Genomic DNA, 26,879 nt, shown 5'->3' on the forward strand with positions numbered 1-26,879 from the left:
AAGTGTCAAAATATTAAAAGTCGAAATATTAAAAGAGGTATGTTGACCATGCCTCTTTTTTTATCCTTGAAAAGGGCGAGGAGACTTTTTCGAGGAGCCTTTTTAAAAATATTATCTTATTTTAACCACAAAACATCATTATCTGGCAACTATAAGCGGAAACTAGGAAATCTGTAACGAAAAACATTTTAACTCAGTTTATCAGCCATGCGGATCAGATATTCCTTTATTTCCTCTAGCGGTGCCTGACAATCATTCAACACCCAGTCTTTGATAATCCCTGTGGCTGCAAAAGCATAAAACCTGCTAATCTCAAATCGTTCTGCTTCTGTGATAGATTTTTTTCTATCAGCAGAAGTATTTTTTTCGGTCATAATCCGCAACATTAAATCTTCGATTTGAGGGAGTAGAGTTAAATCAAGGAGTTGCTGATTGCCCGAGATAAGTATTTTTTTATAGAAAAGTTTATTTTTATTAAAATAGAGTAGGAGCCGTCCAAGGATATCCGTCCAGTGTTCGTAACCGATAAAATGTTGGATATTTTCTGTGATTTCCTGTTCACAAATCCATAACACCAGCTGTTCTTTATCAACAAAGTAGTCGTAAAAAGTTTGGCGACGGTATCCTGCATCAGCCATGATTTCTTTAATGGAAATCTTATGATATTCTTTTTCTTTTAGGGAATTTTTAAACGCATAAGCGATGATTTTTTTTGTAATCAACGAGCCTTCTCTGTTCATTTTTTCACTTCCCTTGCTTTATCTATTTAAGAATAACAATTTCTTGTGGTCTTGACAAATAATTTAAGAAAGCGGACACATAATCAAGTTTGTCCGTTACCAAGAAAGCCTTTTCGTTATACAATGAAAGAGTAAAAATAAACATGAGGGGAAGAAGCATCATGAAAAAAATCATTAATCAGCCTGAGGACGTCGTCAATGAAATGTTGGAAGGATTGACCTATGCCTATGATCAACTAATCGAACGGGTTCCGGGAACAACTGTGGTTGCTAAAAAAAATAAGGAGCAGGGAAAAGTCGGCATTGTCAGCGGAGGCGGAAGCGGGCATGAACCCTCCCACGCTGGTTTTGTGGGGAAAGGCATGCTGGGAGCAGCAGTTTGCGGTGAGGTCTTTACTTCTCCTACACCAGACCAAGTATTGGAAGGGATCAAGGCTGCGGACCAAGGTGCAGGAGTTTTTCTAGTCATTAAAAATTACTCTGGGGATGTAATGAACTTTGAGATGGCGAAGGACTTGGCTGAGATGGAAGGGATCAGCGTTGAGCAGGTAATTGTTGATGACGATATTGCTGTTGAGGACAGCACGTATACGGCAGGTCGCCGAGGGGTTGCGGGCACGGTTTTGGTCCATAAAATTTTAGGAGCGGCTGCTGATCAAGGGAAATCTTTAGCAGAAGTCAAAGAACTGGCAGATAAATTGGTGCCAAACATTAAAACTTTAGGGGTCGCACTTTTTGGTGCCACTGTTCCTGCGGTGGGTCGTCCCGGCTTTGTTCTGGAAGATGACGAGCTGGAGTTTGGTGTGGGAATTCACGGAGAACCGGGCTACAAAAAAGAAAAACTTCAGCCCTCTAAAGCGTTGGCACAGGAAATTGTGGCAAAATTAAAAAAAGAATTTGCTTGGGAACAAGGGGAAAAATTTGGTGTGTTGGTTAATGGCTTAGGAAGTACCCCTTTGATGGAGCAATTTATTTTTATGAACGATGTTAAAGCTTTGCTTGAAGCAGATGGGTTAGTCATTGAATTTAAAAAAGTTGGGGATCTGATGACTGCTATTGATATGGCAGGCTTGTCGCTAACGATGATTCGGCTGGAAGATGACTGGCTGGCACAATTAAACCATCCGGTGACAACCATTGCTTGGTAATTTGAGAGGGGAAGATGGGAATGAACAAAGACAATGTTTTGAAGTGGCTGGAATTATTTGCGGAAAAAATCATAGAAAATAAAGACTATTTGAGTGATTTGGATACGGCGATTGGAGATGGCGACCATGGGACGAATATGGCTCGTGGGGTCACAGAAGTCATGAAAGCTCTTGAAGATAAAAAACCTGAAACAGTCACAGATATTTTTAAATTAACGGCCATGACTCTTATCAGCAAAGTAGGGGGAGCTTCCGGTCCTTTGTACGGTTCTGCTTTTATGGGAATGACTAAAACATCCATGACCACAGATGATTTAGTAGAAATTTTATCAAGCGGATTAGCAGATATTCAAAAAAGAGGAAAAGCTGTCTCAGGTGAAAAAACAATGATCGATATATGGGTTCCAGTTATTGAAGCGTTGAAAAACGGTGAATTGACTGCGGAAAAAATAAAGACATTTGCTGAGGCAACAAAGGACTTGAAAGCGACAAAAGGCCGGGCATCTTATCTAGGTGAGCGTTCTATCGGTCATATCGATCCAGGAGCAGTTTCCAGTGCCTATTTATTTGAGACGATGTTGGAAGCCGGGGTGAAATAAGATGGCAATAGGTATTGTGATTGTCTCTCATGTTGCGGAGATTGCTGCAGGACTGAAACGACTGGTAAAAGAAGTTGCCGCTGATGTTCCGATTACTACCGCAGGAGGAACAGATGACGGGGGCGTGGGGACAAGCTTTGAAAAAATCATGAAAGCCTTCGAGGAAAATCCAGCGGAAACAATCCTTGCTTTTTATGACTTAGGCAGTGCAAAAATGAATTTAGAAATGGCAATGGAGATGACTGAAAAAGAAGTCAAACTCTACGATACAGCCATGATTGAGAGTTGCTACACAGCTGCAGCATTAGCGCAGGCTGGCGTTGAGTTGGACGCAATCGACCAGCAGCTGAAACCCTTAAAGGTGAAGTAGATTTTCTCTATTATGCTGGTAGTCTTAGCTAAGGGGGAGTGTCTGATTGCTTGCTCTTAGCTATTTTTACATTTAAAATCGTCTAAAGCCGAGATAAGCAAAGGAGCTTCTAAGCTGAAAGAAGGGAGGGAAAAGAGTTGTCGCAAATTATTAATCGAAAAAAAGACATGATTAGTCAAACGCTTAATGGTGTGGCATTTATTCATCAGGAAACTCTGCAAAGAGTGCCTAAGACAGGAATCATTAAGCGAAAAAATATCGCTGAGTCGAAAAATAAAGTCGCCTTGATCAGCGGTGGCGGGAGCGGTCATGAACCTGCTCATTTTGGTTATGTGGGCAAGGGGATGCTGTCGGCTAGCGTCAGCGGCCCGATATTTGTGCCTCCTTCAGCAGATGAAATTTTGCAGGCTATCCAATCGGTGGGGCAAGAAGCAGGGGTCTTACTGATTATTAAAAACTTTGAAGCGGACGTGAGCGTATTTTTGGAAGCTAAGGCAGCAGCTCACGCGTTGGGCATTGCGGTGGAACATGTGCTCGTTAATGATGACTGTTCGATTGAAGAAGGAAGTTTCAAGAAGCGCCGCCGTGGTGTGGCTGGAACAGTCTTGGTCCATAAAATACTTGGGGCAGCAGCAGAAGAAGGGGCAACTTTACAAGAATTGGTCCATCTAGGTCAACGAGTGGTGGAATCCATGAATACCCTAGGGGTTGCACTGAACCCCGGTAATATGATTGCTGACGAGCGCCAGTTATTCGAATTAGGCGATGGGGAAATTTCTTTTGGCATAGGTATTCACGGAGAAGCAGGTTACAGGACAGAGACTTTTTACTCTTCAGAATACTTGGCTAACGAATTAGTCAATAAATTACTGGTACAATATGAGATACCTGAAGGTAAGGATTTTGCTATATTGATCAATGGCTTGGGCAGTACGACACTGATGGAACAATTTATATTTGCCAACGATATTCAGCGGTTGTTAACATTGGCAAGTATCAAAGTGGTTTTTCAAAAAGCAGGTAACTTTATGACATCTACCAATATGGCTGGTGTATCTTTGACGTTTTTAGAGTTAAAAGAAAAGAAGTGGCTGGACTATTTGAGCGCTCCTACTGAAGCCTTTGCATGGCAGCAGTAATCAAGTCGAGACCGATTGATAATTAATTCAAGAAGTCTCTATTTCCTTAGACAATCGGATTTTTTTACGGTGGTGTTCATGATATAATAGAAGGGTAGAACCAGAAAAAAATGACTGGAGTTGAGGAAATGGACTGGGGAGAGACTTATAAGTTATGGTTGGAGTTTCCTGATTTACTGCCGGAGTTAACATTGGAATTGGACGAAATGGCAAGTGATGAGGCTAAAGTAAAAGATGCTTTCTATGCGCCTTTGGAATTTGGGACCGCGGGAATGCGCGGCATCATCGGTGCTGGCATCAATCGAATGAATATTTACACGATTCGTCAGGCGACTGCTGGGTTAGCACAATTGATTGTAGATAAAGGAGAAGAAGCAAAAAAAAGAGGCGTGGTCATCGCATATGATTCTCGTCATAAATCTCCTGAGTTCGCCATGGAATCAGCAAGAGTCTTAGCTCATTATGGCATCAAAGCGTATGTTTTTGAAAGCCTGCGTCCGACGCCGGAGTTGTCTTTTGCGGTGAGAGAATTAAACGGTATTGCTGGTATCATGATTACTGCCAGTCATAATCCTAAAGAATATAACGGTTATAAAGTTTATGGTGAAGATGGAGGACAGATGCCTCCAGCAGATGCAAATACAGTCATTTCTTATATCAGAAAAATTGATAATCCGCTCACAGTGCCTCATGCGGAAGAAAATCATGAGTTGATCGAAATGATTGGGGAAGCAATCGATGCACGATATTTGTCTGAAATGAAAAGCGTCACAATTGACCCTGAATTAATCAAGAGAGCAGGGAAAAATTTAAAATTAGTGTATACGCCTCTACATGGTACGGGAAAAATGTTGGCTGAAAAAGCTTTGAAGCAAGCCGGATTTGAAGAGTTTTCCATCGTCCCTGAACAGGCAGAACCTGATCCGGATTTTTCTACGGTGGTTTCACCAAATCCAGAGGAATATTCAGCCTTTGAGTATGCCATCAAGTTATCCGAAAAAATCGAAGCCGATGTGCTGATGGCGACTGACCCTGATGCAGACCGTTTAGGAGCGGCTGTTCAGTTAGCTAACGGGGAATATAAAATTTTATCAGGCAATCAGCTAGGTGTGCTGATGATTGATTATTTGCTGAATGCTAAAAAGGATCAAGGGATTTTGCCGGAAAATGGCGTAGTATTGAAGTCGATTGTTTCTACTGAGATGGCCAGGGCGGTTTGTGAGTCCTACGGTATTAAATTAGTAGATGTGTTGACTGGCTTCAAGTTTATTGCTGAAAAAATCGAAGAATATACTGTGGAACAGTCCCAAACCTTTTTATTTGGTTTTGAGGAAAGCTATGGGTATTTAGTCAAACCGTTTGCTAGAGATAAAGACGCGATTCAAGCGTTGATTTTGCTTGCTGAAGTGGCAGCATACTACAAAGAAAAGGGTTTATCATTGTATGATGGCTTGATTTCTCTGTATAAAACTTATGGTTATTATGATGAAGAAACTATTTCAGTCACGATGCCGGGAATCGAAGGACTGGAAAAAATCAAGACTTTGATGGAAAATACGCGTAAACTGGGCATGGAAGGGTTTGGCGGTATCAAAGTAACAGTAACAGAAGATTATCTGACCGGTACTCGGACCACTCTTGACGGTAAATCAGAAACTATCGATCAGCCTAGCTCCGATGTTTTGAAATACTATTTAGCTGACGGCAGCTGGGTAGCTATCCGTCCTTCCGGTACGGAGCCTAAAATCAAATTTTACATTGCAGCTAAAGGCTCTACCCATGAAGATGTGGCTGAAAAAATCGAAAAGATCAAAGAAACTATTGAGGAATTGCAGAAATAGCTTTCTTTTACTCGTACAGATGATGATATCTATGAATAATCAACCAAAAAAGCAGAAGGATGTGAGAAAATGTCTGAGGACACTATAGAGCTGCACCCCACACCACAATTGATTGACGCTGTCAGCAAACTGTATAAAGCGTTGGGTGACCCGACACGTTTGAAAATTTTAACAGCTCTGACTGAATCGGAATTAAATGTGAGTACTATTAGCGAGAAAATTGGTTTAGAACAATCAGCAGTTTCTCACCAGTTAAAAGTTTTGCGAACCAATCATTTGGTTGCTTCCCGCAAAGAAGGGAAAACAGTTTATTATTTTCTAGATGATCATCACGTAATGGAGATTTTAGCCCAAACATTCAAGCACGTTGAACATAGCAGACAACAATTAGACTAAAATTCATATCTGCCTCTAATTGTTTCTCAAGATTAAAAACACGGTGAATTTTTCATGTTCGCCGTGTTTTTTGCCGTTTTTTGTTCTCTGGAAATCTTTCCTCCAGTTCTTCTTCGTGATATACTAGCTAAGGTGAATTTTTTACTTTCATAGGCTATGAGGGGGAAGATGAGTTGTGATAAAGGACTGATTAAGTCAGTGAACCTGACCAATTGTTTAAATAGTCATTGGTCCCTTACTTTTATCGATCTGTTCCTCATGAGCACGGAGATAGTTTAAATATTAGTTGTGATGATAATATTGGCATGAAGATAAAGGAGACATAAATGAAAACAAAATTAAAGGAAGATGTAGATATTAGACGTACATTTGCGATTATTTCTCACCCTGACGCAGGGAAAACGACGATTACTGAAAAGCTGTTGCTTTTTGGCGGGGCGATTCGCAATGCGGGGACAGTCAAAGGGAAAAAGTCCGGTCAATTTGCTAAATCTGATTGGATGGAAATCGAGAAGCAAAGAGGTATTTCTGTCACAAGTTCCGTAATGCAGTTTGATTACGAAGGCAAACGAGTCAATATACTGGATACCCCAGGACATGAAGATTTTTCTGAGGATACTTATCGGACCTTAATGGCCGTGGATGCGGCGGTGATGGTCATTGATACAGCAAAAGGTATTGAAGCCCAAACAAAAAAACTGTTTCAAGTGTGTCGGATGCGGGGAATTCCGATTTTTACTTTTATGAATAAGCTGGACCGTGATGGGCGGGAACCTTTGGACTTGTTGGAAGAATTGGAAGAGGTTTTGGAAATAGATTCTTATCCCATGAACTGGCCAATCGGTATGGGGAAAGGTTTGGAAGGGATTTATGATATTTTCCATCATCGTATCGAGCTGTATCATCCGGAAAAATATGATGGGGAACGTTTTGTTTCGTTAAACGAAGCGGGAGAAATTGAAGGGGACCACGCTCTGGCACAGGACAGTATTTACGGTCAAGTTTTAGAGGAAGTGGAATTAGTCAAAGAAGCCGGCAATCAGTTTGATGAAGAGATGGTAGCAGCTGGAAAAATGACACCGGTCTTTTTTGGTTCGGCATTGACAAACTTTGGGGTGCAGACATTTTTGGAGACATTTTTGACATTTGCACCAAAACCTTCAGACCATGAAACTCAAGAAGGACAAAAAGTCAGTCCCTATGAGGAAGATTTTTCCGGATTTGTTTTTAAAATTCAGGCCAATATGAATCCTGCACACCGTGACAGAATTGCTTTTGTTCGTATTTGTTCAGGAGAATTCACTCGAGGCATGGATATTATTTTGCAGCGGACAGGCAAGAAAATCAAGTTGGCTAATGTGACTCAGTTTATGGCGGATACACGTGAGAATGTGGAAAATGCTGTGGCAGGGGATATCATCGGATTGTATGATACAGGAAATTATCAAATCGGCGATACGATTTATACCGGCAAGTTGAACATTGCTTATCAGGAGTTGCCTCAGTTTACTCCAGAGTTATTTATGAAAGTGACCGCAAAAAATGTCTTGAAACAAAAATCATTCCATAAAGGGATGGCTCAACTGGTGCAGGAGGGAGCTATTCAGCTTTACCGTACGTTCCATACGGGTGATTATATCATTGGTGCAGTCGGTCAGCTGCAGTTTGAAGTGTTCCAGCATCGGATGTTGAATGAGTACCACACAGAAGTCATTATGACGGCGATGGGCAATAAAACAGCTCGTTGGATTGATCCGGAAGACTTAGATGAGAAAATGAGTTCCAGTCGGAATATTTTAGTGAAAGACCGTTTTGACCAGCCGTTGTTCCTGTTTGAAAACCAGTTTGCCATGAGATGGTTTGCAGATAAATATCCGGATGTGGAGCTGAAAAGTTTGTTGTAAAAAGGGTGATGTAGGGGTGCTTACAAGGGGTAATTAGTAAGAAATATCAATCGTAAAAAGATAGATACGTTGGTTTGTAGGAAGTCCTTTTTAAAGTTGTTCCTCAAATGATGTGTAAGTCTAGAATTTAATCGGATTTAAGTAACAAACTTAGGCAACTTCGCTTAAACAGGTGGGGTTGTCTTTTTGGTCCCTAAGTTTAAAACTGATATGAATGCGGTGTGTGAAAAGCCAAAAGCCATGATAGCCATAAGCAGTATGTTTAATTGCTTTGATGTTAGTGATAAGTCCCTCAAGAGGTCCGTTAGAAAAAAATGCTTGAAGGTATTTTCAATTCTCTTCAAGGTTATCTTTTTTTATAGAAAAATAGGTGTGAATGTCTTTCTTTATCCACACCTAAAATTATACAACTGATTTTCTGGCCAGCATCTTTTTGCTTATTTTTTTAAAATAGCCACCAAATATCGGATGCCCGTTACTAGAAAAACAATGATACCTGCAAATAAAAAGACAAATCCAATGGGAAGTAAATAAAAATTCTCATGCAGGATTCCAGAGGCATCGATATATTCAACAGAATTTGCTTTGATGAATATAAATGAAAAACCGAGAAGCAGCAAAAAAGTTCCTATGAGGGTAGATATGAGATTGAGTTTTGCCCGTCTTGTCTCACTTCCATCCTTAATAAGTTTCTTTGTCATATCGTTCACTTGGGTTCCTCCTAAAGTTAATTCATCAAGTGAAAGGTGAAAAAAATTAGCAATCATTATCAGCATTTCTAAATCAGGGAGATTTCTGTTGTTCTCCCAATTTGAAACAGCTTGCCGAGTGACATTTAATTTATTGGCGAATTGTTCTTGTGTCAATTGATGCTCTTTGCGAATTTCTTTTATTTGTTCTCCAAATTCCATTTTTCGTTTCCTTTCGCTGATGTGATTTTATCATAGAAAAAACAGTTCTATTTTTCAAGAAAGCATGGCTTGCCTACTGATAAAACAGGGGACAGCCTCCCTTGCTTTTTATATTTTTCCATTACAGTGCCGGAAAATAAATATTATCATATAAACTCTAGAATGATAAGGCAAGACAATCTAAATACTGAAAAGTTATAGTTTTTTTACGATTAAAACTTCATGAAGGTTATCAACTTACCCCGCCATTTTTATTCTAATGTTTTTTATGATTCACTTTGATTTTCAGGAAATCTGTTTGACTTCTTTTTTTTTAGATGATATAGTTTGAACGAACTAGCAGATATTTTGCTGGCGATCATTCAACGGATTAGTAAAGGCAACTTTAAGATTACAGAAAAGAAATCACTGCTGAGAGATTTCATCCGAGAGCCCTTGAACCTGCCGAATAATTGAACAGGTCTGATACCTTTATCATCATTTTAAGTCGTAAAGTCAACATACTTTGAAACAAGGTGGTACCGCCAATTTTGGTCCTTGTACAAAGTGTGTTTTTATTTTTTTATAAAAAGGAGATTGAAGAATGTCAAAACAAGAATTTGTTAAAGAAATAACGAAAAGAGATGATGATTTTGCCCAGTGGTACACAGATATCGTGTTAAAAGCTGAGTTAGCTTCTTATTCCAGTGTGAAAGGGAGCATGGTCGTGCGTCCTACCGGTACAGCTCTGTGGGAAAATATCAAACAGGTCATCGACACACGCTTGAAAGAATTAAATCATGAAAATGTGATGATGCCTTTATTAATTCCAGAACATTTATTGTTGAAGGAAGCAGAGCATGTGGAAGGATTTGCTCCTGAAGTCGCTTGGGTGACTCACGGAGGTGAAAGCGAACTTGCGGAACGTTTGGCGATTAGGCCGACTTCAGAAGTTTTATTTGCGGAACATTTCAAAGATATCATTCATTCCTATCGTGATTTGCCAAAGCTGTATAATCAGTGGGCGAATGTGGTGCGTTGGGAAAAAACAACGCGTCCATTTTTGAGAACCACAGAGTTCTTTTGGCAGGAAGGTCATACTTGCCACGAAACCTTTGAGGATGCCGACAAAGAAGCACGCCGTATTTTAGAAGTTTACCGTGAAGTGTGTGAAGATTATCTGGCGATTCCAGTGGTTCAGGGAAATAAGACTCAGAGCGAAAAATTTGCTGGAGCGGTAGAGACGTACACAAATGAAACACTGATGTATGACGGCAAAGCCTTGCAGATTGCCACGTCTCATCATTTGGGAGATAATTTTTCCAAGGCGTACGGTATTTCCTATCTGGATAAAGAAGGCAAAGAACAGTTTGTTCAACAAACTTCTTGGGGGATTACTACTCGTTCTATCGGTGGCATGATCATGGTTCATGGAGACGACCGCGGCTTAGTAATGCCGCCAAGAATCGCGCCGACACAAATTATGATTATCCCGATTGCCCAGCATAAAGAAGGTGTGCTGGATAAAGCCTATGAATTGATGACCAGCCTGAAAGAAAACTTTAGAGTAAAAATTGATGACAGTGATAAAAAACCAGGTTGGAAATTTAATGAATCTGAGATGAGAGGAATTCCAGTCAGAATAGAAATCGGCCCGCGGGATATAGAAAATCAGCAAGTTACTGTGGCGCGCCGGGATACTTTGGAGAAGGTGACATTTCCTTTAGACGAAACATTGAGTGATAACATTCAGCGTCTGGTAGATGATATCCATCACAACATGTTTCAGGCAGCTAAAAAACGTCAAGATGAAAAGACCCATCATGCGGAAACCATGGAAGAATTTATCAAGTATATCAAAGAAGGCGGATTTGTTATTGCTCCTTGGGCTGGCGATGAGAGCGTTGAGGAAGCAATCAAGGAAGAAACAGGAGCCACTCCTCGTGTGATTCGTTTTGAAGATCAGACACTAGATTTGACAGGTTTGAAAGATATTTGGAACGGAGAGCCTGCTAAATACATGGTCTATTGGGCAAGAGCTTATTAAAATTGCATTTTTAAATAGTTAAATAGCTGAACTCTGGCAGAATTCTTGTTTGCCGGAGTTTGGCTTTTTTGTGTAAAAAAATCGCTGATCAGCTGTTATAATAAAACTGTCGTCTGAACAACCCTGTTTCGTTCTAATCAGTGTTTGTTCATACCTTCTTCAAAAAATAACCAAACAAACTTCCTGTTTTTTTACCATATTTCGGTTATAATGAAGATAAAAATATGAGACGGGATGACAAGATGAAAAATTTGTTAGCATCTTTAAAAAAATATGTTTTACTTCAAGGGCTTTTTTATCTGCTTTTTGGCATCATCATAGTCATGAGGCCCGGAGCCACGATGAATATTTTTATCAAAGTGATTGCCGGCTATTTTTTGGTGATGGGATTGATTAGTATCGTTCGCGGCTTAAAGTATAAGGAAGAAGTTCTGTATTCGCGGATGTCCCTGATGGGCGGTGTGCTGTATTTGATTATTGCCGGTGCAGCCGTGTTGTTTATGAGGACTTTGATAGGCTTGCTGCCCATATTACTGGGGATTTTTATCATCGTGAGCGGCATCAACAAATGGGTGTACTTGAATCAATTTCACATGGCAGAAAAACGTTCTTATATTTATATCGGTATAATGGTAGCGCTGGGAATTATTCTGCTGTTCAATCCTTTTGGAGCGGTGCTGGTAGCCTTTCGAATATTCGGGGTGATTTTGATTGTTATGGGAATCGCTGAATTGTGGAACTATGTTACCTATCGCTAAATAAAAAACATGACAGAATACATTGACCTCTCAAATGTTAGGCTGAAACTCTAACATTTGAGAGGTCTTTTTTTGGTCAAGTGTTATTTTCTTTCAATCATTTTTTTCATGAAAGTTTATGGTTGAATTAGACTCCTGTCACTATATGAAATCATGATTTCAGCACTAATTTTGCAACGACTTCTGCCCGGGCAGTTTGGGGAAACATGTCCACAGACTGCAGATAAACGACTTGATATTTTTGTGTCAATTTTACTAAATCTCGCGCCAAGGTAGAGGGGTTACAGGAAATATAGACTAACTTTTGGCTGGGGAAGTTAAGTAACGTGGTTATCAGCTTATCATCCAACCCAGTGCGAGGAGGGGCAACAACAATAGCATCAGGTTTAAAACCGCTTTTCAGCCACGCCGGAATCAGAGTTTCTGCCGTCCCTTCTTCGTACAGCGTGTTGGCTACCCCTAAACGCAAGGCGTTTTTTTTAGCATCCTCAATCGCTGCAGGGATTGTATCCATACCGCGGACTTCTTTGACTTTTTTGGCAAGGCTTAAGCCAATGGTCCCTACACCGCAATAGGCATCGATGATTCGGTCTTCTGGTTTGGGCTCTAATGCTTTTCTGGCTTCTTCATACAGAACGGCTGTCTGCTCCGGATTCAACTGGAAAAAGGCTCTGGCTGACAAGTCAAAGTGAATTTCTCCCAGTGTGTCAGTCAAACTTTCTTTTCCCCAAAGGCGCATGGTTTCTTCGCCCATTATCACCGAACTTTTAGTTGGCTGGACATTTTGCATGATGGAGACAAGCTCGGGACACTGTTCACGCAGCTCAGTCATCAACTGTTTTTTATTCGGTAATTTTTTACTGTGAGTGATAAAGACCAGCTGAGTCTCCCCAGTGTTTATACCTGTGCGGACCATCAACGTTTTTGCGATGCCGCTGTTCCTTCGTTCATCGTAAATCGGCACCTGATATTTATTGAGTAAATCAACTGCGACTTTGAGAACCTTCATCGTAGCCGGCTGCTGCACGAGACAATCAGTTATTTCGACTAAATGGTGAGAGTTGGGCTGGTACAAACCAGCAATGACCCGCCCATCTTTTTCTCCTAACTGAAACTGAAGTTTGTTGCGGTAGTTCCAAGGAGATGTCATGCCCTTGGCAGGTAAAAGCTTAAACTTTTGATAGCCTTGAGGCTTATATTTGGCTAAGGCCTGCTTGACTATATCCACTTTAAAAGCAAGCTGTCCAGCATAAGAAAGGTGCTGAAGTTGGCAGCCGCCGCACTCTTCGTAAATAGGACATGGCGGAATAACTCGTTCGGATGATTTTTTATTAACTTTGAGTAATTTTGCTTCGACAAAATTTCTTGCTGTGTTCGTGATTTCAGCAGTCACTGTTTCTGCGGGCAAGGCTCCCGGTACAAATACCACCGTTTTTTTATAATAACCGATGCCCTCCCCATTGATGCCCAGTCTTTTAATCGGCAGGGTGACTTTTTGTTTTATTTTTAACGAATGTTGTGGTTTCATCTTTTTCTTCCTTTGTTTTGTTCTTATTCACGATTTTAACACAGAGAAAATCAAAAGAAAATCAAAGGTGTATGATTCGTGTGTTTTGAAGGATTTCTGACATCGTTGAGAAATCATACTGAGATTACTGAGAAATCACACTGAAACTGAAAATTATTTCAGAAAAATCATTTGAAAGGTTGACAATCGGAGATTAAGTTTATATAATGAGCGTTGAATAAGATATCTATGAGAATACCGTGAGAAGGTAAGTACATTACTCTAAAAGATTTTAACAGAGAGCCTCAGGTGCTGAAAAGAGGTAAAATCAAAGAGATGGAAAATGGCCTTTTAGTATTTATTTTTCGAGTTGCTGCAATAAGAAAAATACAGGAGTGCCTGTTACAGCACTAGGACATAAGCACCATTGCTGTGTCTGACAAGTGGGCGATGATTAATCGCCAAAAAAGGTGGTACCACGAGAAGAGTTATTCACGTCCTTTATCCGTTAAAATCGGGTAAAGGGCGTTTTTTTTATATTACAAGGAGGGATAAATAATGAAGAAAAAATTTTTAACAGGAATTATTTTAGCTAGCACCACATGGTTACTGGCTGCTTGTGGCGGTTCAGGTACACAGCCGACAGATACAACAAAGGAACAGGGAAAGACACAGGGGACGGATACTGCTGAACAGGTCATCGAGATCGGGGTACCTACAGAGATCGTCACCATTGATACAATACAGGCAACAGATAAAAACACGTTCACGGTACTCCATCAAATTTATGAAGGCTTGTATCGTTTGGATCACAATAGTCAGCCGGTACCGGCAATTGCCAAGGATGTTGCTATCAGCGATGACGGCAAAGAATATGTGTTTACCTTGAGAGAGGATGCCAAATGGAGCAATGGGGAACAAATCACAGCCGATGATTTTGTCTATGCGTGGAAAAAATTAGTTGATCCGGACACTGGTGCGCCTAATGCCTACTTGCTTGACAATGTCGCTAATAGTTTAGCTATTCGGACAGAAAAGCAGCCGGTAGATGACTTAGGCGTGTCCGCCCCAGAACCTGATCAATTCAAGGTAGTGTTGGAACAGCCCCAAGCATCGTTTTTAACTTTATTGTCGATTGTTTGGCTGGCGCCTCAAAATCAAAGTTATGTTGAAGAACAGGACAAAGATTTTGGTATCGACAGCGAGCATGCCTTATTCAACGGGCCATTTATTTTGACAGAATGGGAACAAGGCGGAGATACGTGGACGTTGAAAAAAAATCCGGAGTATTATAGAGCAGATGAAGTCAAGTTGTCTGAAGTCAAAGGGCAGACGATGAAAGAAGAAAATACTGGCATCAACTTGTATCAGACAGGAGACATTGATTTAACGAAAATCAGCGGCCAGTACGTGGCAGAGTTGCAAGATGACCCGGGCTTTGTCAGTCATTCGGATATTGCCAATAATTTTATTGATTTTAACCAAAAAGAAGGCACGCCTCTAGCGAATGTCCATCTGCGTAAAGCTATCAGCCTTGCTATTGATAAGGAAGGATTGGCTCAAAATGTTTTGAACGATGGTGCTAAACCATTAAACGGTTTGATTCCCCATGATTTGTTCACTCATCCGGAAACTAAGGAAGAATTTCGTTCCTATAGCGGAGAATATGCGTTGCATGATGTGAAAAAAGCACAAAAAGAATGGACAGAAGCACAAAAAGAGCTTGGGAAAGAAATCACTTTATCTTTACTAGTCTCGGATGATGACAGTGGACGTAAAGTTTCTGAATACGTGCAAAACCAGCTGCAAGAAAATCTTGAAGGATTAAGCATCGAAATCCACCAGCAGCCAAAGACCAATGTCAATCAGTCTCGACGTGAAAAAGACTATGAATTGTCGATTTCAGGTTGGCTTGCGGGAGATAATAATTTGGATATTTACTTCAATTTATATGTGACAGACTCCGCTTATAATTATGCAGGATATTCTAATCAAAGTTATGATGAACTAACAAAAGCGGCAAAAACAGTTAATGCAAATGATGTGACGAAAATGTTTGAAGATTACAAAAAAGCTGAGAAAATTTTGCTAGAAGAAGATGCGGCACAAGTACCATTGTACCAAAGTGCTTCTAACTATTTGATCAATCCAAAAATTAAAGAAATCGGCTACCCATCATACGGATGCTACTTCTACTTAGGGGATGCCTATCTGGAAGAATAAATCAGGGAATCAGAGTAATCACTGCCGGATTTTCTGCGAACAATTCGGCAGTGTTTTTTTAAAAAGGAGACGATAAAGTGGCAGAATCAATGCTGGAGCGATTTATTCGTTATGTAAAAATAAATACCCGTTCAGATGCAAAGAGTCAGACTGTGCCCTCCACCGCAAGTCAAGTTGCTTTCGCAAAAATGCTAGCTGAAGATTTAAAGCAGTTGGGTCTGTCTGAAGTAGAGTACTTGGAAAAAAATGGGTTTGTTGTGGCAACCTTGCCTTCTAATCTTTCGAAAAGTATCCCAACGATAGGTTTCATTGCTCATATTGATACGGCAGATTACCGGGCAGAAAATATTTCTCCTCAAGTACATGAGAATTATGATGGTAGAGATATTTTATTGAATGAGGCAGAAGGACTTTCTTTAACTGTGTCAGATTTTCCTCAGTTAAAAAATTATAAAGGGCAGACCTTGATTACCACTGACGGCACTACCTTGCTGGGGGCGGATGATAAAGCCGGAATTGTGGAAATTTTGGCAGCCATGGAATATTTTTTGTCACACCCAGAAGTCCCTCACGGCGAAATTCGTTTGGCTTTCGGGCCTGATGAGGAAATCGGACGGGGTGCAGATTTGTTTGATGCCCCCCATTTCCGTGCAGCCTATGCTTACACTGTGGACAGCGGAACGGTGGGGCGCTTTGAATACGCAACCTTTAATGCTTCCCAAGCTACCATCACGATTGAAGGAATCAGTGTCCATCCCGGCACCGCCAAAGACAGCATGGTCCATGCGGGACGTTTGGCAACAGAGTTTGATCGTTCCTTGCCTAGCGAAGAAGTGCCTGAGAAAACAGAAGGTTACGAAGGCTTTTATATGTTGGCACATATTTCTGGCTCGGTCGACTCAGCCACCTTAGTTTATATTATCCGCGATCATGATAGAAGTAAATTTCAGGAGCGCAAAGAAGTGATTGAAAAGCTGGTTTCAAGTTTTAATCAGCGTTTTGATCGGCCTAGACTCAGACTGGAATTTTCAGATCAGTACTATAATATGGGCGAAATTATTGAAAAAAATCCTTACCCAGTGACATTGGCAAAAAAAGCCATGAATAATCTGGGAATCGAACCTATCATTGAACCTTTCAGAGGTGGGACGGATGGCTCTAAAATATCATTTATGGGCATTCCTACGCCCAATCTCTTCACTGGCGGAGAGAATTTTCACGGCCAATTTGAATTTATTTCTTTGCAGTCCATGGAAGCTGCTAGAGATACGATTATCGAAATCATTTGTGAACACAGTGAAAACGGTTAAACAATGTGCTAAAAACAGCAGTCTCTGACTCAATGTCAGGTGCTGCTGTTTTTGCTCGTATATAAATATTGGCTAATGTGTCTAAAGAGACATCATTAATCGGAGATACCAAACAATTTTTTTGTGTAAGAGAAACTTTTTTTATGTAACCGTTTTTCACTTGTTGCTATTTTATAAAATTAAGAGATAATAGAAGTATCCGATTTTACAACTTGTATATGGTCAAAATAAGGTTGACTGTCTCTACCCGGCACCGTAAATGCTGGACTATAAGTGAAAAAGAGCTGATACTCCCTTTTTTGCTTTGAAAAAGGGCTTTTTTTATTTTTGACCGTTATTTGAATTGGAGAATAGAACGAAAAGAGGAAAGGGAGAAATACATGAAAGAATTAGTGAACAGAATAGAAAAGGATGGTCGAATACTAGGTGAAGATGTTCTAAAAGTTGACAGCTTTTTGACTCATCAAGTCGATCCTTTATTAATAAAACAGGTTGGTTATCGTTTTGCTTCTCATTTTGCTGAGGCAAAAGTTTCTAAAATTGTCACACTGGAAACATCTGGCATCGCTCCGGCAGTTTTTGCAGCGGAAAAATTAGGTGTTCCTTTGATTATCGCAAGGAAATCCAAGAGTTTGACTATGAAAGAGGAATTATTGACGTCTTCTGTCTACTCTTTTACTAAGCAAGAAACGAATCAAATTTCTATTTCCAGCAAGTTTTTATCTAAAGAAGATCACGTGCTGATCATTGACGACTTTTTGGCTAACGGTCAGGCGGCTAAAGGGCTGATAGAACTTTGCTCTCAAGCTGGGGCGACTGTGGAAGCTGTGGGCATCGTAATAGAAAAATCATTCCAAGAAGGACGGCAGTTGATTGAAGATATGGGCACCAATGTTGTCTCCTTGGCACGGATTGCCTCGTTAGGTGATGGGGCGATCAGTTTTCTGGAAGGAGATGCCTAATCATGACAGAAAATAAAACTCCAGCCGTGGAAAAAACAACCAATGACGTCACAACAGCTCAAGCAGCTGTTCTAGGGCTCCAACATTTATTAGCCATGTATGCCGGAGCCGTAGCAGTACCATTATTAATCGGGCAGGCGCTGAATTTCACTTCGGAACAAATGACTTATTTGATTTCTATTGATATATTTATGTGCGGAGTTGCCACGCTTTTACAATTAGTGGTGACTAAATATTTTGGTATTGGGTTGCCAGTGGTTTTAGGGTGTGCGATTCAAGCAGTTGCGCCACTTATTATGATTGGCAGCAACAAAGGTATCGGCGCGATGTATGGTTCGATAATCGCAGCTGGTGTAGTTATCGTGCTAATCGCCGGAATGTTTTCAAAAGTGAAAAAATTATTTCCTCCGCTAGTGACCGGTACTGTAATCACAACCATCGGATTGACGTTGATTCCTGTGGCAATCGAAAAAATGGGCGGCGGTTCGGCGGCGAGTAAAGAGTTTGGCAGTCTGGAGAATTTAGGTCTCGCCTTTTTCACTATCATTTTGATTTTGTTGACACAAATTTTAGGCAAAGGATTCGTTCAGTCGATTTCCGTTTTAGTTGGTCTGGTAGGAGGGACACTTCTAGCCGTGGCAATGGGGATGGTCTCCTTTGACATTATTCATGAGGCACAGTGGGTACATATCCCTCAGCCATTTTATTTCGGCAAACCGATTTTCGATATTTCCTCCATTATTTTGATGGTGATTATTTCTATTGTAAGCATGGTGGAATCCACAGGGGTCTATTTTGCTTTAGGAGACATTACAGGAAAACATATTGGAGAAGAAGAACTGAAACGAGGGTATCGTGCTGAAGGGTTAGCGGTCATTCTTGGCGGTATATTCAATACTTTCCCCTACACCGGTTTTTCTCAAAATGTGGGATTGGTGCAGTTGTCAGGTATCAAAACTCGTAAGCCGGTATTTTTCTCGGCAGCATTTTTAATCACTTTAGGATTATTGCCAAAAATCGGGGCAATGGCTCAGATGATTCCCGAGCCAGTTCTAGGGGGAGGCATGCTGGTAATGTTTGGCATGGTTGCTGTCCAAGGGATGCGTATGTTAGCAAAAGTTGATTTTAACAATGATAAGAATTTGTTGATCGTAGCAGTATCTATCGGATTTGGCTTAGGTTTTGCCATTATGCCGGAATTATTTCAAAAGATGCCAGAAACTATCAGTATGTTTGCAGGAAATGGCATCGTTATGAGCAGTTTGATAGCTATTGTTTTAAATGTCAGCTTGAATGGCTTATCTGCAGGTGAAGAAACAGCATAGAGCACATAAATAAAAATTAGGGAAACGTCGTCTTTAGATGACGTTTTTTTGGCTAATAGGGAAGTATGGCATTTAAGATTGAGATAGCGTTTGTCACTTTCTTGTTAAATACTATCATGAATTAATAATTTTTAAATAAATTTTATTCTATCTTATTAAAGTTCATTTTATTTTTACTATACTAGCATTAGAATATCCAAAAATTTTCATTTTATTGGGAGGGATGAATCAAAATGAAAGAGGATAAGTCCACTTTAAGAATAAAAAAATTAATAAAGTTTTACTAGTGTTCATTTTAAGTGTCTATTTCTTTTTTATGTATCGGTTATCTGAATTGTGTCAGTTCGGAGGTCTCTCTAGTCATTTATTTATCCTCATTTCTTTATTTACTATTCTTGTTGTGGGGGGGGTTAGTTTATGTTTATTTAAAGATTAAATTTTTTAACAAAGGAGAGCAAAAGCGTGGAAGTCCTCGTTTCTTTTATGTAATGATAATTAGCTTTATTTTGACCACTTTTTTTTTGGGAGGAAAAATTGTTATTTCTGCTATTCCTTATAATGGGGCTTTATCGTGGAAACTAGAAGCATTCTTTCGTAAAAAAGAGGTTCCGATGACAGACCCTTATTTTTTTAAAGAGGGTCTCAATGGGATTATAAAAGATTTAGATAAAAGTTTAGATTTACCTGATAAATTATATATAGTAGATGATTTTTCTATTCAAATGGACGAAAATGGTAAGATTAAAAAAATTAATTCTTTTTTGTATGGAAGAGATGAGAAAGAACAAAAAAAGACTTTCCTTATTAGTTATGATGTCTCTAAAAACAAAAATCAAATGGAGGTTTGGTTAGATTATGAGACGAATTCTGATTGATGAAGATAAAGTTCTTGAACCAATGGGGAAGATTTTAAAAAAGCCGATTTCCAAAAAAGAATAGAAAATTGGTCTATGCAGTTTGGAGCTGCAACGTATGAGATTTTATATTATGGTAAAAGAAACTTTGATACACCTGAAGGTTTAGTATCTATTTATAAAGAGGGCATTAATAATGAACCTATTACCCTTTTATATGGAGGTTCAGTGACTGGATTTGAAGTTTCGGTACATATTCCAGCAAAAAATGAAATAACGCCTGTGAGATATATTATGGAACCCGAGTTTATCTCTCAGGAAACGACCAATGAGCAAAGAGTCAAAGTACAAGAAAACGAAGCGAAATTAGCAGAGAGATGGACGACAGATATTAGCAATGGCACTGTAAATTTTTTCTTAAAAGATAACCATAATTTTGGCTGGCAACTTGAGGTAGTTGATGCGGCACTTGGTACAAGATATTACCAACTCAATCAAACTAGAGACGGGGGGGGAAACTTGGACAATCAAAAATGACAATCCTTTTTCAGGAACAGGGGGCGTAGCAATCGGTATCGAATTTTTTGATTCAAGCTATGGATATATTGGTATTTCGGGAGCTTCTGGCAATAAATCTAAAATTTGGCTCACTAGAGACGGCGGTGAAAGCTTTACAGAAATACAACTGCCTATGGAAGCAGTCGATAAATTACCAGCAGAAGGAGAAAAGTATGGCTTATCAATAGAAGATTATCAATATCTTAGTATGCCGGAATATGATAATAAAAGTTTAACTATTAAAGTTATGACAAACTCTGAAGAGGATACAGGTATTCTGTTTGAATCATTGGATAAAGGAGCAAGTTGGAAATTAAAGAATTAGGTTATCAGTCCTTCTGACATTGAGAATAAATTCCTCATCAAGTTTAATCCAACAATAAGGAATGAAAATATTACAAATAAAGAATAATAGAAAAATGTCATTTCTGTGTCAAACTCGTTAAAGCCAAGCAATGACCATATACTTAATAATCGGTATTTCCTCATTCCCTATATTAAAATTTATAACCGTGTTCGGCTGTTTCTGGCTTGACTCTTTGATAGAATGATAGTAACGAAACTGGAGATGATGACATTGGACAGAGAGGCATTTATATCACTGATAATAGCCGACCGGGATATTCTGACGCTACTGGAAATTATTGAAACACTGGACTTGCCACAAGTCTGCCTTTGTGCAGGAACGATTCGCACTCATGTTTGGGATACCTTATCAGGGAAAACAAGCAATTATGCAGGAGATGTAGATATTGCATTTTTCGACCCGTCTGCTACCCAAAACGAAACTGCGGTGATTGAAGAATTTTTGAAAAAAAATCATCCTCAATTTGATTGGGAAGTGAAAAATCAAGCGCACATGCATTTGTCTAACGATGCTTCAGAGCCTTATGGTGGCGTAGTTGATGCATTGGGGAAATTTCCGGAGACATGCACTGCTGTAGGTATCTATAAAACTCAGGATGAGTTTAAATTGCTTGCACCCCATGGCATCGAAGATATTTTAAATTTTGTGGTGCGGCCGACGCCTTATTTTCTGAAATCTCCACAAAGAATGAAGAAGTATTATCAAAGGCAAGAAAAGAAACAGTGGCACAAATATTGGGAGAGAATACAGTACCGATAAAAATTGCCTGTTTAGTTTTCGTAGGCAGCGCTTAGTATCGAAAGGTATACTAGAGAAAATGACAAAGGAGATTTTTCCGATGGGGATCAGTGAAAAAAAACAAAAAGAGTATTATCAGGCTTTTTTGAATCGGGATAGCACTTATGATGGCATCTTTTTTATAGGAATCAAAACTACAGGCATCTTTTGTCATGCCACTTGTTCTGCACGAAAACCGAAATTTGAGAATTGTGATTTTTTCAACGATGCGGAGTCCGCATTGATTGCAGGGTACCGTCCATGCAAAAAATGTCTTCCTCTATCCTTTCCGGGAGAAATGCCCGAAGAGGTCCGCGTAATGGTGGAAGCAGTGGAGCAAGAGCCGGAAAAACGGTGGACTGAAAAAGATTTTGAAGCTTTGGGGATGCATTCAGCCACGGCAAGAAGGAAATTCAAACAGTTTTACGGAATGACTTTTGTTCAATATGCCCGTTCGAGACGTATGGGACTGGCATTTTCAGCTATCAGAAAAGGGCAAAAGGTGATTGATAATCAATTAGAGGCAGGGTACGAATCTTCAAGCGGATTTCATGATGCGTTTACTAAAATTATGGGAGATGTGCCTAGCAAAGCCAAAGATTTACGTATTTTGTTTGCCGATTGGTTCAATACGCCTTTAGGTCCCATGGTCAGTGTCGCAGATGACGATTTTTTATATTTATTGGAATTTGCGGATAGAAGGGCACTGGAGCGAGAAATAGAACGGCTGAGAAAGCGGATGAAGGTGCGGATTCTTCCCGGTAAAACAAAAATCAGCCAGCAGATTGCTGAAGAAATGGGACAGTATTTTACTGGAAATCTACGGACGTTTAAGACACCTCTGTTTCTATCGGGCACTCCCTTTCAACAAAAGGTTTGGCAGGCATTGACAACAATCCCTTATGGCGAAACAAAAAGTTACAAAGACTTAGCTCAGGCCGTTGGTATTCCCACAGGGTATCGGGCCATCGGGAATGCGAATGGTGCCAATCAGCTGGCGATTATTATCCCTTGTCATCGGGTAGTAAAGTCAAGCGGAGAGTTGGGCGGTTACGGCGGGAAACCGTACCGTAAAGAATGGCTGTTAAATTTTGAAAAGGGTGAACTGGATGGAAAAGGTAAGATGTGACTGGGCCAATCAAAGCGAGATCGAAAGAATATACCACGATACGCAGTGGGGAAGGCCTGCCCACGAGGATGGTTATTTATTTGAGATGCTGGTACTGGAATCCATGCAGGCGGGACTGAGTTGGAAAACTATTTTGGATAAACGGGAAGCTTTTAGAGAAGCTTTTGACCAATTTGATATTGAAAAAGTCAGCCGTTACGATGAAAAAAAGATTGCAGAATTATTATCTAATCCCAAAATTATTCGCAACAAACTAAAAATACAGGCGGCAGTGAACAATGCGGAAATGTTTCTAAAAATACAAAAAGACCATGGTTCCTTTGACCAGTTTATTTGGTCTTATGTCAATCATCAGCCTGTTGTAAATAATTTTTATAGCCTCTCGGAGGTGCCAAGCACAACGGAACTGGCGGAGAGAATTACTAAAGACTTAAAGAAAGCCGGGTTTAAATTTATTGGACCTACAATCATTTATGCTTATATGCAGAGTATCGGAATGGTCAATGATCATTTACTCACTTGTGAGTTTAGACATTGTTGATTTTTTCTCATAATTTGATAAATACAGGGAAAGATGTCAAATCCAACTGGTGCCGATTGGGCGCTGTGAGTGCTATGTGCCCATACTGTGACGGGAAAGCAAACTGTTTTACTGAATATGAAGAGGTGAAAAATGGCTATTATTGATATTTCACAACCATTAAATGGGGAGACACCCATTTATCCGGGGGATGAGCCTTTAATTTTATATGAACAGCAGACAGTTGAAAGGGATGGATACAGTACCTTTTTCTTGTCTTCTAATTTACATGCGGGCACCCATCTCGATGTCCCCATGCATTTGATTAAAGATGAGCGAACTGTGGCAGATTTTCCGTTGGAGCAGTTTATGGGAGAAGGGGTGCTGCTGGATGTTAGAGGAGAGGCGGTCATTGACTATCAAGTTGCCTATGAAGAGCTGATTCAGCCACAAGCTATCGTGTTGCTTTACACGGGACATGATACTTTTTATTACCAGTCAGATTATTTTACAGACCACCCTACGGTAAGTGAAGAGCTGGCGGACTTTTTTGTCAGAAAGGAAATCAAGATGCTGGGGATGGATATGCCTTCACCCGATTATCACCCGTTTGAGATTCATCAACGATTGTTCCAAGCGGATATTCCGTTGTTGGAAAATTTAACCAATTTGGAAAAATTACTGGCAGTCAACAATTTTCAAGTAATGGCATTGCCCCTTAAAATCGAAGCAGAAGCAAGTTTTGTCCGGGCGGTCTGCTTAACATAGAAAAAACAGAAAAACATGCAGCCGCTGGTTTGCATGTTTTTTCATGTCTGTATGAAAAAATTGGCAAAAATAAAATTGGTTTGTTTATTATACTCTAGTCTGAATATAAAAATAATGAGATAAAGGAAGTGATAAACATGACATGGTATAAGTATACAGTGAATAGAGTGTTGGAAATGCTAGGCAGCAGTTTGTCAGGATTGAGTGAGCATGAGAGAGCCTTGCGTTTAAAGAAACATGGGATGAATACATTAGCTGAAAAAGAGGAGCAGAAGCTTTGGCGGAAAATAGGCAAGCACTTTGTTGATTTATTGATGATCATCTTGATTGTTGCAGCTATCCTAAAGGGACTCACTGGGAGCTATGTTGAAATGTTTATCATTTTGGCAGTCGTTTTAATCAACGGACTGATCGGTTATTTTCAGGAAAGAAAAGCTGAGGAGTCATTGAATGGGTTAAAACAGATGATGGGGCAAGAATCTATTGTGTTATCTGACGGGGTGAGACAAACTATGGACAGCGAGGTGCTGGTTCCAGGGGATATCGTTGTTTTACAATCCGGAGATATTGTACCGGCAGATTTACGTTTGTTTGAAGTACATGACTTGCTAATTGAGGAGTCGGTATTAACAGGAGAGTCTCTGCCTGTCGAAAAGAATCCGGCAAGATTTAATGAGGAGACTCCCTTAGGAGATAGGCTCAATATGGCTTTTTCCGGCACGTTAGTTAAGTCAGGAACAGGAAAAGGCATAGTTGTTGAAACGGGGGATGCCACTGAAATCGGTCAAATCAATCAAGCGCTTCAAACAGTTGAAAAGCAGACAACTCCTTTGATTTTAAAAATCAATCAGCTGAATAAGCAAATATTTAAAGGTTTGATGGGACTGATAGTCTTTTTGATATTTTTCACGACCTTTCGCTATGGCATGGACTTGGGAATGTTGCTGTCCACAGTTATCGCTTTGATTGTTGCGGTTATCCCAGAGGGTTTGCCGGCAGTGCTGACCATGATTTTATCTATGGGAGTCAATGAGATGGCAGAAAAGCAAGCGATTGTTAAAAGTATGCCGGCGGTTGAGACCTTAGGAGCTATGACGGTCATCTGTTCTGATAAAACAGGGACACTGACAAAAAATGAAATGTCTGTGACGGAGGTCATCACACTTCATGGAGCAAAGAAGTTTTCCGATATGGATAAAGTTTCGGAAGACGGTATTTTATCAATTATGAACAATTGTCAGGAATTGAAACTAAGTCCAGAGCAGAAGATTGAAGAGTTGTCCGGCAATCCCACAGAGTTGGCGTTGTTGAAATTTGCGGCACAATATGATGTTCCATATTTGCCGATTGTCGATAAAATTCCTTTTAGTTCAGAGTATAAATATATGGCGACCATTCATCAGCTGGCAACAGGAGAGCGAGTGTTATTTGTGAAAGGTGCGCCGGAAGTATTATTGTCCAGAAGCAGTGTTTCCTCGGAGCAGGCGGAATTCTGGAATAAAGAGGGAGCGGCTTTGGCGAAAAAAGGACAACGAGTGTTAGGTCTGGCTATGAAGTCTTTTTCTCAAGAAGCAACCTTGTCTCATGAAGCTATTGCTGATTTGGAGCTAGTTGCTTTGGCGGGAATCATGGATCCGCCAAAAGAGTCGGCCGTTCAGGCGGTCAAAGAATCTCGTCAAGCAGGGATATCCGTCAAAATGATTACGGGAGACCATAAAGATACCGCTCAAGCCATCGGCAAACAAATTGGATTGGCCCATGTCTCAAACGTAATAGAAGGAAAAGACCTTGATCAGATGGATGAGCAGGAGTTACAGCAGCGAGTGAAAGAAGTGGATGTTTTTGCCAGAACGACACCAGAGCATAAATTGCGTATTGTCAGCGCATTGCAAAAAAACGGAGAAATCGTGGGCATGACCGGTGACGGTGTCAATGATGCCCCTGCTTTGAAAAAAGCTGATATCGGCATTGCCATGGGAATCAAGGGCAGTGAAGTCAGCAAGCAGGCCGCTGATATGGTCTTGGCAGATGATAATTTTGCGACAATCGCTGCAGCAGTCAAAGAAGGGCGACGTATTTATGACAATTTGAAGAAGACAATCAAATTCTTTCTTCCTACAGCTTTGGCTCAAGGCTTAATCGTCATTTTCGCCTTGCTGACTAACCGTCCTCTACCGCTGACACCTGTTCAGATTTTGTGGGTGAACATGGCAACAACCATCACCTTGTCCTATGCTCTCGGATTTGAGGCGGCCAACAAAACGATTATGAAGCGTCAGCCGAGAGATCCCCAAGCGCCTATTCTTTCCGGTTATAGTTTATTTAGAATAGGTTATGTCTCGTTGTTGATTACCATTCCCTCTTATTTATTGTCGATACAAGCAGAAACAGCTTTAGTCCAGCAGACAATATTGTTACAAAGTATCGTACTAGCCCAAGCTTTCTACATGATCAATTGTCGGGAGCTGACAGACCCTGCGATTAATAAGGGACTATTTAGAAATAAGGCTTTGCTCGTATCATTGGGGGGACTTGTGATTTTACAAGGAACGGTTCTCATGTTGCCTGCCGCTCAAGAGATTATCGGCACAACACATCTTACATTAGAGCAGCATGTGTCGGCAGTGCTGATTGGCCTGGGGATTTTTGTCATAGTAGAAGTAGAAAAGATGATTACTAAGCGATGGGCTGCACGACAAAAAACATTGATAGCCCAGAAAGAATGTAATAACTAAAACAATCGGAAA

24 protein-coding genes, 1 pseudogene, 1 riboswitch and 1 other annotated feature are annotated in these 26,879 nt (G+C 40.2%); of the genes and pseudogenes, 21 read left to right on the plus strand and 4 right to left on the minus strand.

Annotated elements, in window-relative coordinates:
• Positions 1-188 precede the first annotated feature (188 nt).
• Positions 189-740, minus strand: a complete 552-nt coding sequence (gene dhaS, locus CBF29_RS02910) for a dihydroxyacetone kinase transcriptional activator DhaS (RefSeq protein ID WP_126807137.1) — start codon at positions 738-740, stop codon at positions 189-191.
• A gap of 161 nt (positions 741-901) precedes the next feature.
• Between dhaS and dhaK the strand changes: the two genes are divergently transcribed.
• From dhaK to CBF29_RS02945, 7 genes are all read left to right on the plus strand, one after another.
• Positions 902-1,888, plus strand: a complete 987-nt coding sequence (gene dhaK / locus CBF29_RS02915; RefSeq protein ID WP_126807139.1) for a dihydroxyacetone kinase subunit DhaK — start codon at positions 902-904, stop codon at positions 1,886-1,888.
• 20 nt (positions 1,889-1,908) lie between these two features.
• The gene (gene dhaL / locus CBF29_RS02920; protein WP_126807141.1) at positions 1,909-2,487 is read left to right on the plus strand and encodes a dihydroxyacetone kinase subunit DhaL; all 579 of its coding nucleotides are present in this window, start codon (positions 1,909-1,911) and stop codon (positions 2,485-2,487) included.
• 1 nt (position 2,488) lies between these two features.
• Positions 2,489-2,857 (plus strand): dihydroxyacetone kinase phosphoryl donor subunit DhaM, encoded by a 369-nt coding sequence (dhaM, locus tag CBF29_RS02925; protein ID WP_126807143.1) that lies wholly within the window; start codon positions 2,489-2,491, stop codon positions 2,855-2,857.
• Positions 2,858-2,994: 137 nt separating this feature from the next.
• Positions 2,995-3,996 carry a DhaKLM operon coactivator DhaQ gene (dhaQ, locus tag CBF29_RS02930; protein WP_126807145.1) on the plus strand — a complete coding sequence of 334 codons (1,002 nt, stop codon included), beginning with the start codon at positions 2,995-2,997 and terminating at the stop codon, positions 3,994-3,996.
• 128 nt (positions 3,997-4,124) lie between these two features.
• On the plus strand, positions 4,125-5,837 hold the full coding sequence (locus CBF29_RS02935; protein ID WP_126807420.1) for a phospho-sugar mutase: 1,713 nt from the start codon (positions 4,125-4,127) through the stop codon (positions 5,835-5,837).
• 69 nt (positions 5,838-5,906) lie between these two features.
• Positions 5,907-6,233 carry an ArsR/SmtB family transcription factor gene (locus tag CBF29_RS02940; RefSeq protein ID WP_126807147.1) on the plus strand — a complete coding sequence of 109 codons (327 nt, stop codon included), beginning with the start codon at positions 5,907-5,909 and terminating at the stop codon, positions 6,231-6,233.
• Between the two features lie 326 nt (positions 6,234-6,559).
• Positions 6,560-8,137: a peptide chain release factor 3 gene (locus CBF29_RS02945; protein ID WP_126807149.1), complete on the plus strand. Its 1,578-nt coding sequence runs from the start codon at positions 6,560-6,562 to the stop codon at positions 8,135-8,137.
• Between the two features lie 150 nt (positions 8,138-8,287).
• Here the strand turns inward: CBF29_RS02945 and CBF29_RS02950 are convergent.
• Together CBF29_RS02950 and CBF29_RS02955 are read right to left on the minus strand one after the other, a co-directional pair.
• A pseudogene (locus CBF29_RS02950) lies at positions 8,288-8,452 on the minus strand (transposase); the annotation flags it as partial.
• A gap of 122 nt (positions 8,453-8,574) precedes the next feature.
• Entirely contained in the window at positions 8,575-9,048 is a 474-nt protein-coding gene (locus tag CBF29_RS02955; protein ID WP_126807151.1) for a helix-turn-helix domain-containing protein, read from the minus strand.
• 583 nt (positions 9,049-9,631) lie between these two features.
• Here CBF29_RS02955 and proS point away from each other — a divergent pair.
• Both proS and CBF29_RS02965 read left to right on the plus strand, forming a co-directional pair.
• Positions 9,632-11,074 (plus strand): proline--tRNA ligase, encoded by a 1,443-nt coding sequence (proS, locus tag CBF29_RS02960; RefSeq protein ID WP_126807153.1) that lies wholly within the window; start codon positions 9,632-9,634, stop codon positions 11,072-11,074.
• 242 nt (positions 11,075-11,316) lie between these two features.
• Entirely contained in the window at positions 11,317-11,832 is a 516-nt protein-coding gene (locus tag CBF29_RS02965; protein WP_170169972.1) for a DUF308 domain-containing protein, read from the plus strand.
• Positions 11,833-11,983: 151 nt separating this feature from the next.
• On the opposite strand, the gene rlmD is transcribed toward CBF29_RS02965, so the two are convergent.
• Positions 11,984-13,360, minus strand: a complete 1,377-nt coding sequence (gene rlmD, locus CBF29_RS02970; RefSeq protein ID WP_126807158.1) for a 23S rRNA (uracil(1939)-C(5))-methyltransferase RlmD — start codon at positions 13,358-13,360, stop codon at positions 11,984-11,986.
• A gap of 230 nt (positions 13,361-13,590) precedes the next feature.
• Positions 13,591-13,844: a binding site (T-box leader), on the plus strand.
• 53 nt (positions 13,845-13,897) lie between these two features.
• Here rlmD and CBF29_RS02975 point away from each other — a divergent pair.
• The 12 genes from CBF29_RS02975 to CBF29_RS03030 all read left to right on the plus strand — a co-directional run bounded on the left by CBF29_RS02975 (position 13,898) and on the right by CBF29_RS03030 (position 26,867).
• Positions 13,898-15,562 carry a peptide ABC transporter substrate-binding protein gene (locus CBF29_RS02975; RefSeq protein WP_126807160.1) on the plus strand — a complete coding sequence of 555 codons (1,665 nt, stop codon included), beginning with the start codon at positions 13,898-13,900 and terminating at the stop codon, positions 15,560-15,562.
• 89 nt (positions 15,563-15,651) lie between these two features.
• Positions 15,652-16,872, plus strand: a complete 1,221-nt coding sequence (gene pepT, locus CBF29_RS02980; RefSeq protein ID WP_126807422.1) for a peptidase T — start codon at positions 15,652-15,654, stop codon at positions 16,870-16,872.
• Between the two features lie 192 nt (positions 16,873-17,064).
• Positions 17,065-17,162: riboswitch (purine riboswitch) on the plus strand.
• A gap of 90 nt (positions 17,163-17,252) precedes the next feature.
• Complete coding sequence (locus CBF29_RS02985) at positions 17,253-17,834, plus strand: xanthine phosphoribosyltransferase (RefSeq protein ID WP_126807162.1); 582 nt, start codon at positions 17,253-17,255, stop codon at positions 17,832-17,834.
• 26 nt (positions 17,835-17,860) lie between these two features.
• Positions 17,861-19,159 carry a nucleobase:cation symporter-2 family protein gene (locus CBF29_RS02990; RefSeq protein WP_425469882.1) on the plus strand — a complete coding sequence of 433 codons (1,299 nt, stop codon included), beginning with the start codon at positions 17,861-17,863 and terminating at the stop codon, positions 19,157-19,159.
• Between the two features lie 611 nt (positions 19,160-19,770).
• On the plus strand, positions 19,771-20,034 hold the full coding sequence (locus CBF29_RS13640) for a hypothetical protein (RefSeq protein WP_148112406.1): 264 nt from the start codon (positions 19,771-19,773) through the stop codon (positions 20,032-20,034).
• Between the two features lie 75 nt (positions 20,035-20,109).
• Positions 20,110-20,550, plus strand: coding sequence for a hypothetical protein (locus tag CBF29_RS03000; RefSeq protein WP_126807168.1), 441 nt, complete (start codon positions 20,110-20,112; stop codon positions 20,548-20,550).
• Positions 20,474-20,896 carry a beta propeller repeat protein gene (locus tag CBF29_RS03005; RefSeq protein WP_126807170.1) on the plus strand — a complete coding sequence of 141 codons (423 nt, stop codon included), beginning with the start codon at positions 20,474-20,476 and terminating at the stop codon, positions 20,894-20,896. The genes CBF29_RS03000 and CBF29_RS03005 overlap by 77 nt, the downstream gene beginning before the upstream one ends.
• Before the next feature lie 252 nt (positions 20,897-21,148).
• Positions 21,149-21,697, plus strand: a complete 549-nt coding sequence (locus tag CBF29_RS03010; protein WP_170169973.1) for a nucleotidyltransferase family protein — start codon at positions 21,149-21,151, stop codon at positions 21,695-21,697.
• A gap of 79 nt (positions 21,698-21,776) precedes the next feature.
• Complete coding sequence (locus tag CBF29_RS03015) at positions 21,777-22,844, plus strand: bifunctional transcriptional activator/DNA repair enzyme AdaA (RefSeq protein WP_126807174.1); 1,068 nt, start codon at positions 21,777-21,779, stop codon at positions 22,842-22,844.
• Positions 22,825-23,385: a DNA-3-methyladenine glycosylase I gene (locus tag CBF29_RS03020; protein ID WP_126807176.1), complete on the plus strand. Its 561-nt coding sequence runs from the start codon at positions 22,825-22,827 to the stop codon at positions 23,383-23,385. Before CBF29_RS03015 ends, CBF29_RS03020 begins: the two co-directional genes overlap by 20 nt.
• A gap of 132 nt (positions 23,386-23,517) precedes the next feature.
• On the plus strand, positions 23,518-24,132 hold the full coding sequence (locus tag CBF29_RS03025; protein WP_126807178.1) for a cyclase family protein: 615 nt from the start codon (positions 23,518-23,520) through the stop codon (positions 24,130-24,132).
• Positions 24,133-24,269: 137 nt separating this feature from the next.
• Complete coding sequence (locus CBF29_RS03030) at positions 24,270-26,867, plus strand: HAD-IC family P-type ATPase (protein ID WP_126807180.1); 2,598 nt, start codon at positions 24,270-24,272, stop codon at positions 26,865-26,867.
• Positions 26,868-26,879: the final 12 nt, after the last annotated feature.

It is taken from the genome of Vagococcus elongatus (assembly GCF_003987645.1).
Taxonomy (GTDB): Bacteria; Bacillota; Bacilli; order Lactobacillales; family Vagococcaceae; genus Vagococcus_A; species Vagococcus_A elongatus.

Bases quoted from the DNA above. Each gene is read 5' to 3' on its own strand.
- dhaM (WP_126807143.1), top strand. From the start codon at position 2,489: ATGGCAATAGGTATTGTGATTGTCTCTCATGTTGCGGAGATTGCTGCA.
- CBF29_RS03015 (WP_126807174.1), top strand. From the start codon at position 21,777: ATGGGGATCAGTGAAAAAAAACAAAAAGAGTATTATCAGGCTTTTTTG.
- pepT (WP_126807422.1), top strand. From the start codon at position 15,652: ATGCTGGAGCGATTTATTCGTTATGTAAAAATAAATACCCGTTCAGAT.
- CBF29_RS03000 (WP_126807168.1), top strand. From the start codon at position 20,110: ATGCAGTTTGGAGCTGCAACGTATGAGATTTTATATTATGGTAAAAGA.
- CBF29_RS02965 (WP_170169972.1), top strand. From the start codon at position 11,317: ATGAAAAATTTGTTAGCATCTTTAAAAAAATATGTTTTACTTCAAGGG.
- dhaS (WP_126807137.1), bottom strand. From the start codon at position 740: ATGAACAGAGAAGGCTCGTTGATTACAAAAAAAATCATCGCTTATGCG.
- CBF29_RS03030 (WP_126807180.1), top strand. From the start codon at position 24,270: ATGACATGGTATAAGTATACAGTGAATAGAGTGTTGGAAATGCTAGGC.
- CBF29_RS02945 (WP_126807149.1), top strand. From the start codon at position 6,560: ATGAAAACAAAATTAAAGGAAGATGTAGATATTAGACGTACATTTGCG.
- CBF29_RS02985 (WP_126807162.1), top strand. From the start codon at position 17,253: ATGAAAGAATTAGTGAACAGAATAGAAAAGGATGGTCGAATACTAGGT.
- CBF29_RS03020 (WP_126807176.1), top strand. From the start codon at position 22,825: ATGGAAAAGGTAAGATGTGACTGGGCCAATCAAAGCGAGATCGAAAGA.
- proS (WP_126807153.1), top strand. From the start codon at position 9,632: ATGTCAAAACAAGAATTTGTTAAAGAAATAACGAAAAGAGATGATGAT.
- CBF29_RS03025 (WP_126807178.1), top strand. From the start codon at position 23,518: ATGGCTATTATTGATATTTCACAACCATTAAATGGGGAGACACCCATT.
- CBF29_RS02935 (WP_126807420.1), top strand. From the start codon at position 4,125: ATGGACTGGGGAGAGACTTATAAGTTATGGTTGGAGTTTCCTGATTTA.
- rlmD (WP_126807158.1), bottom strand. From the start codon at position 13,360: ATGAAACCACAACATTCGTTAAAAATAAAACAAAAAGTCACCCTGCCG.
- dhaL (WP_126807141.1), top strand. From the start codon at position 1,909: ATGAACAAAGACAATGTTTTGAAGTGGCTGGAATTATTTGCGGAAAAA.
- CBF29_RS03005 (WP_126807170.1), top strand. From the start codon at position 20,474: ATGCGGCACTTGGTACAAGATATTACCAACTCAATCAAACTAGAGACG.
- CBF29_RS02955 (WP_126807151.1), bottom strand. From the start codon at position 9,048: ATGGAATTTGGAGAACAAATAAAAGAAATTCGCAAAGAGCATCAATTG.
- CBF29_RS02940 (WP_126807147.1), top strand. From the start codon at position 5,907: ATGTCTGAGGACACTATAGAGCTGCACCCCACACCACAATTGATTGAC.
- CBF29_RS02975 (WP_126807160.1), top strand. From the start codon at position 13,898: ATGAAGAAAAAATTTTTAACAGGAATTATTTTAGCTAGCACCACATGG.
- CBF29_RS13640 (WP_148112406.1), top strand. From the start codon at position 19,771: ATGACAGACCCTTATTTTTTTAAAGAGGGTCTCAATGGGATTATAAAA.
- dhaK (WP_126807139.1), top strand. From the start codon at position 902: ATGAAAAAAATCATTAATCAGCCTGAGGACGTCGTCAATGAAATGTTG.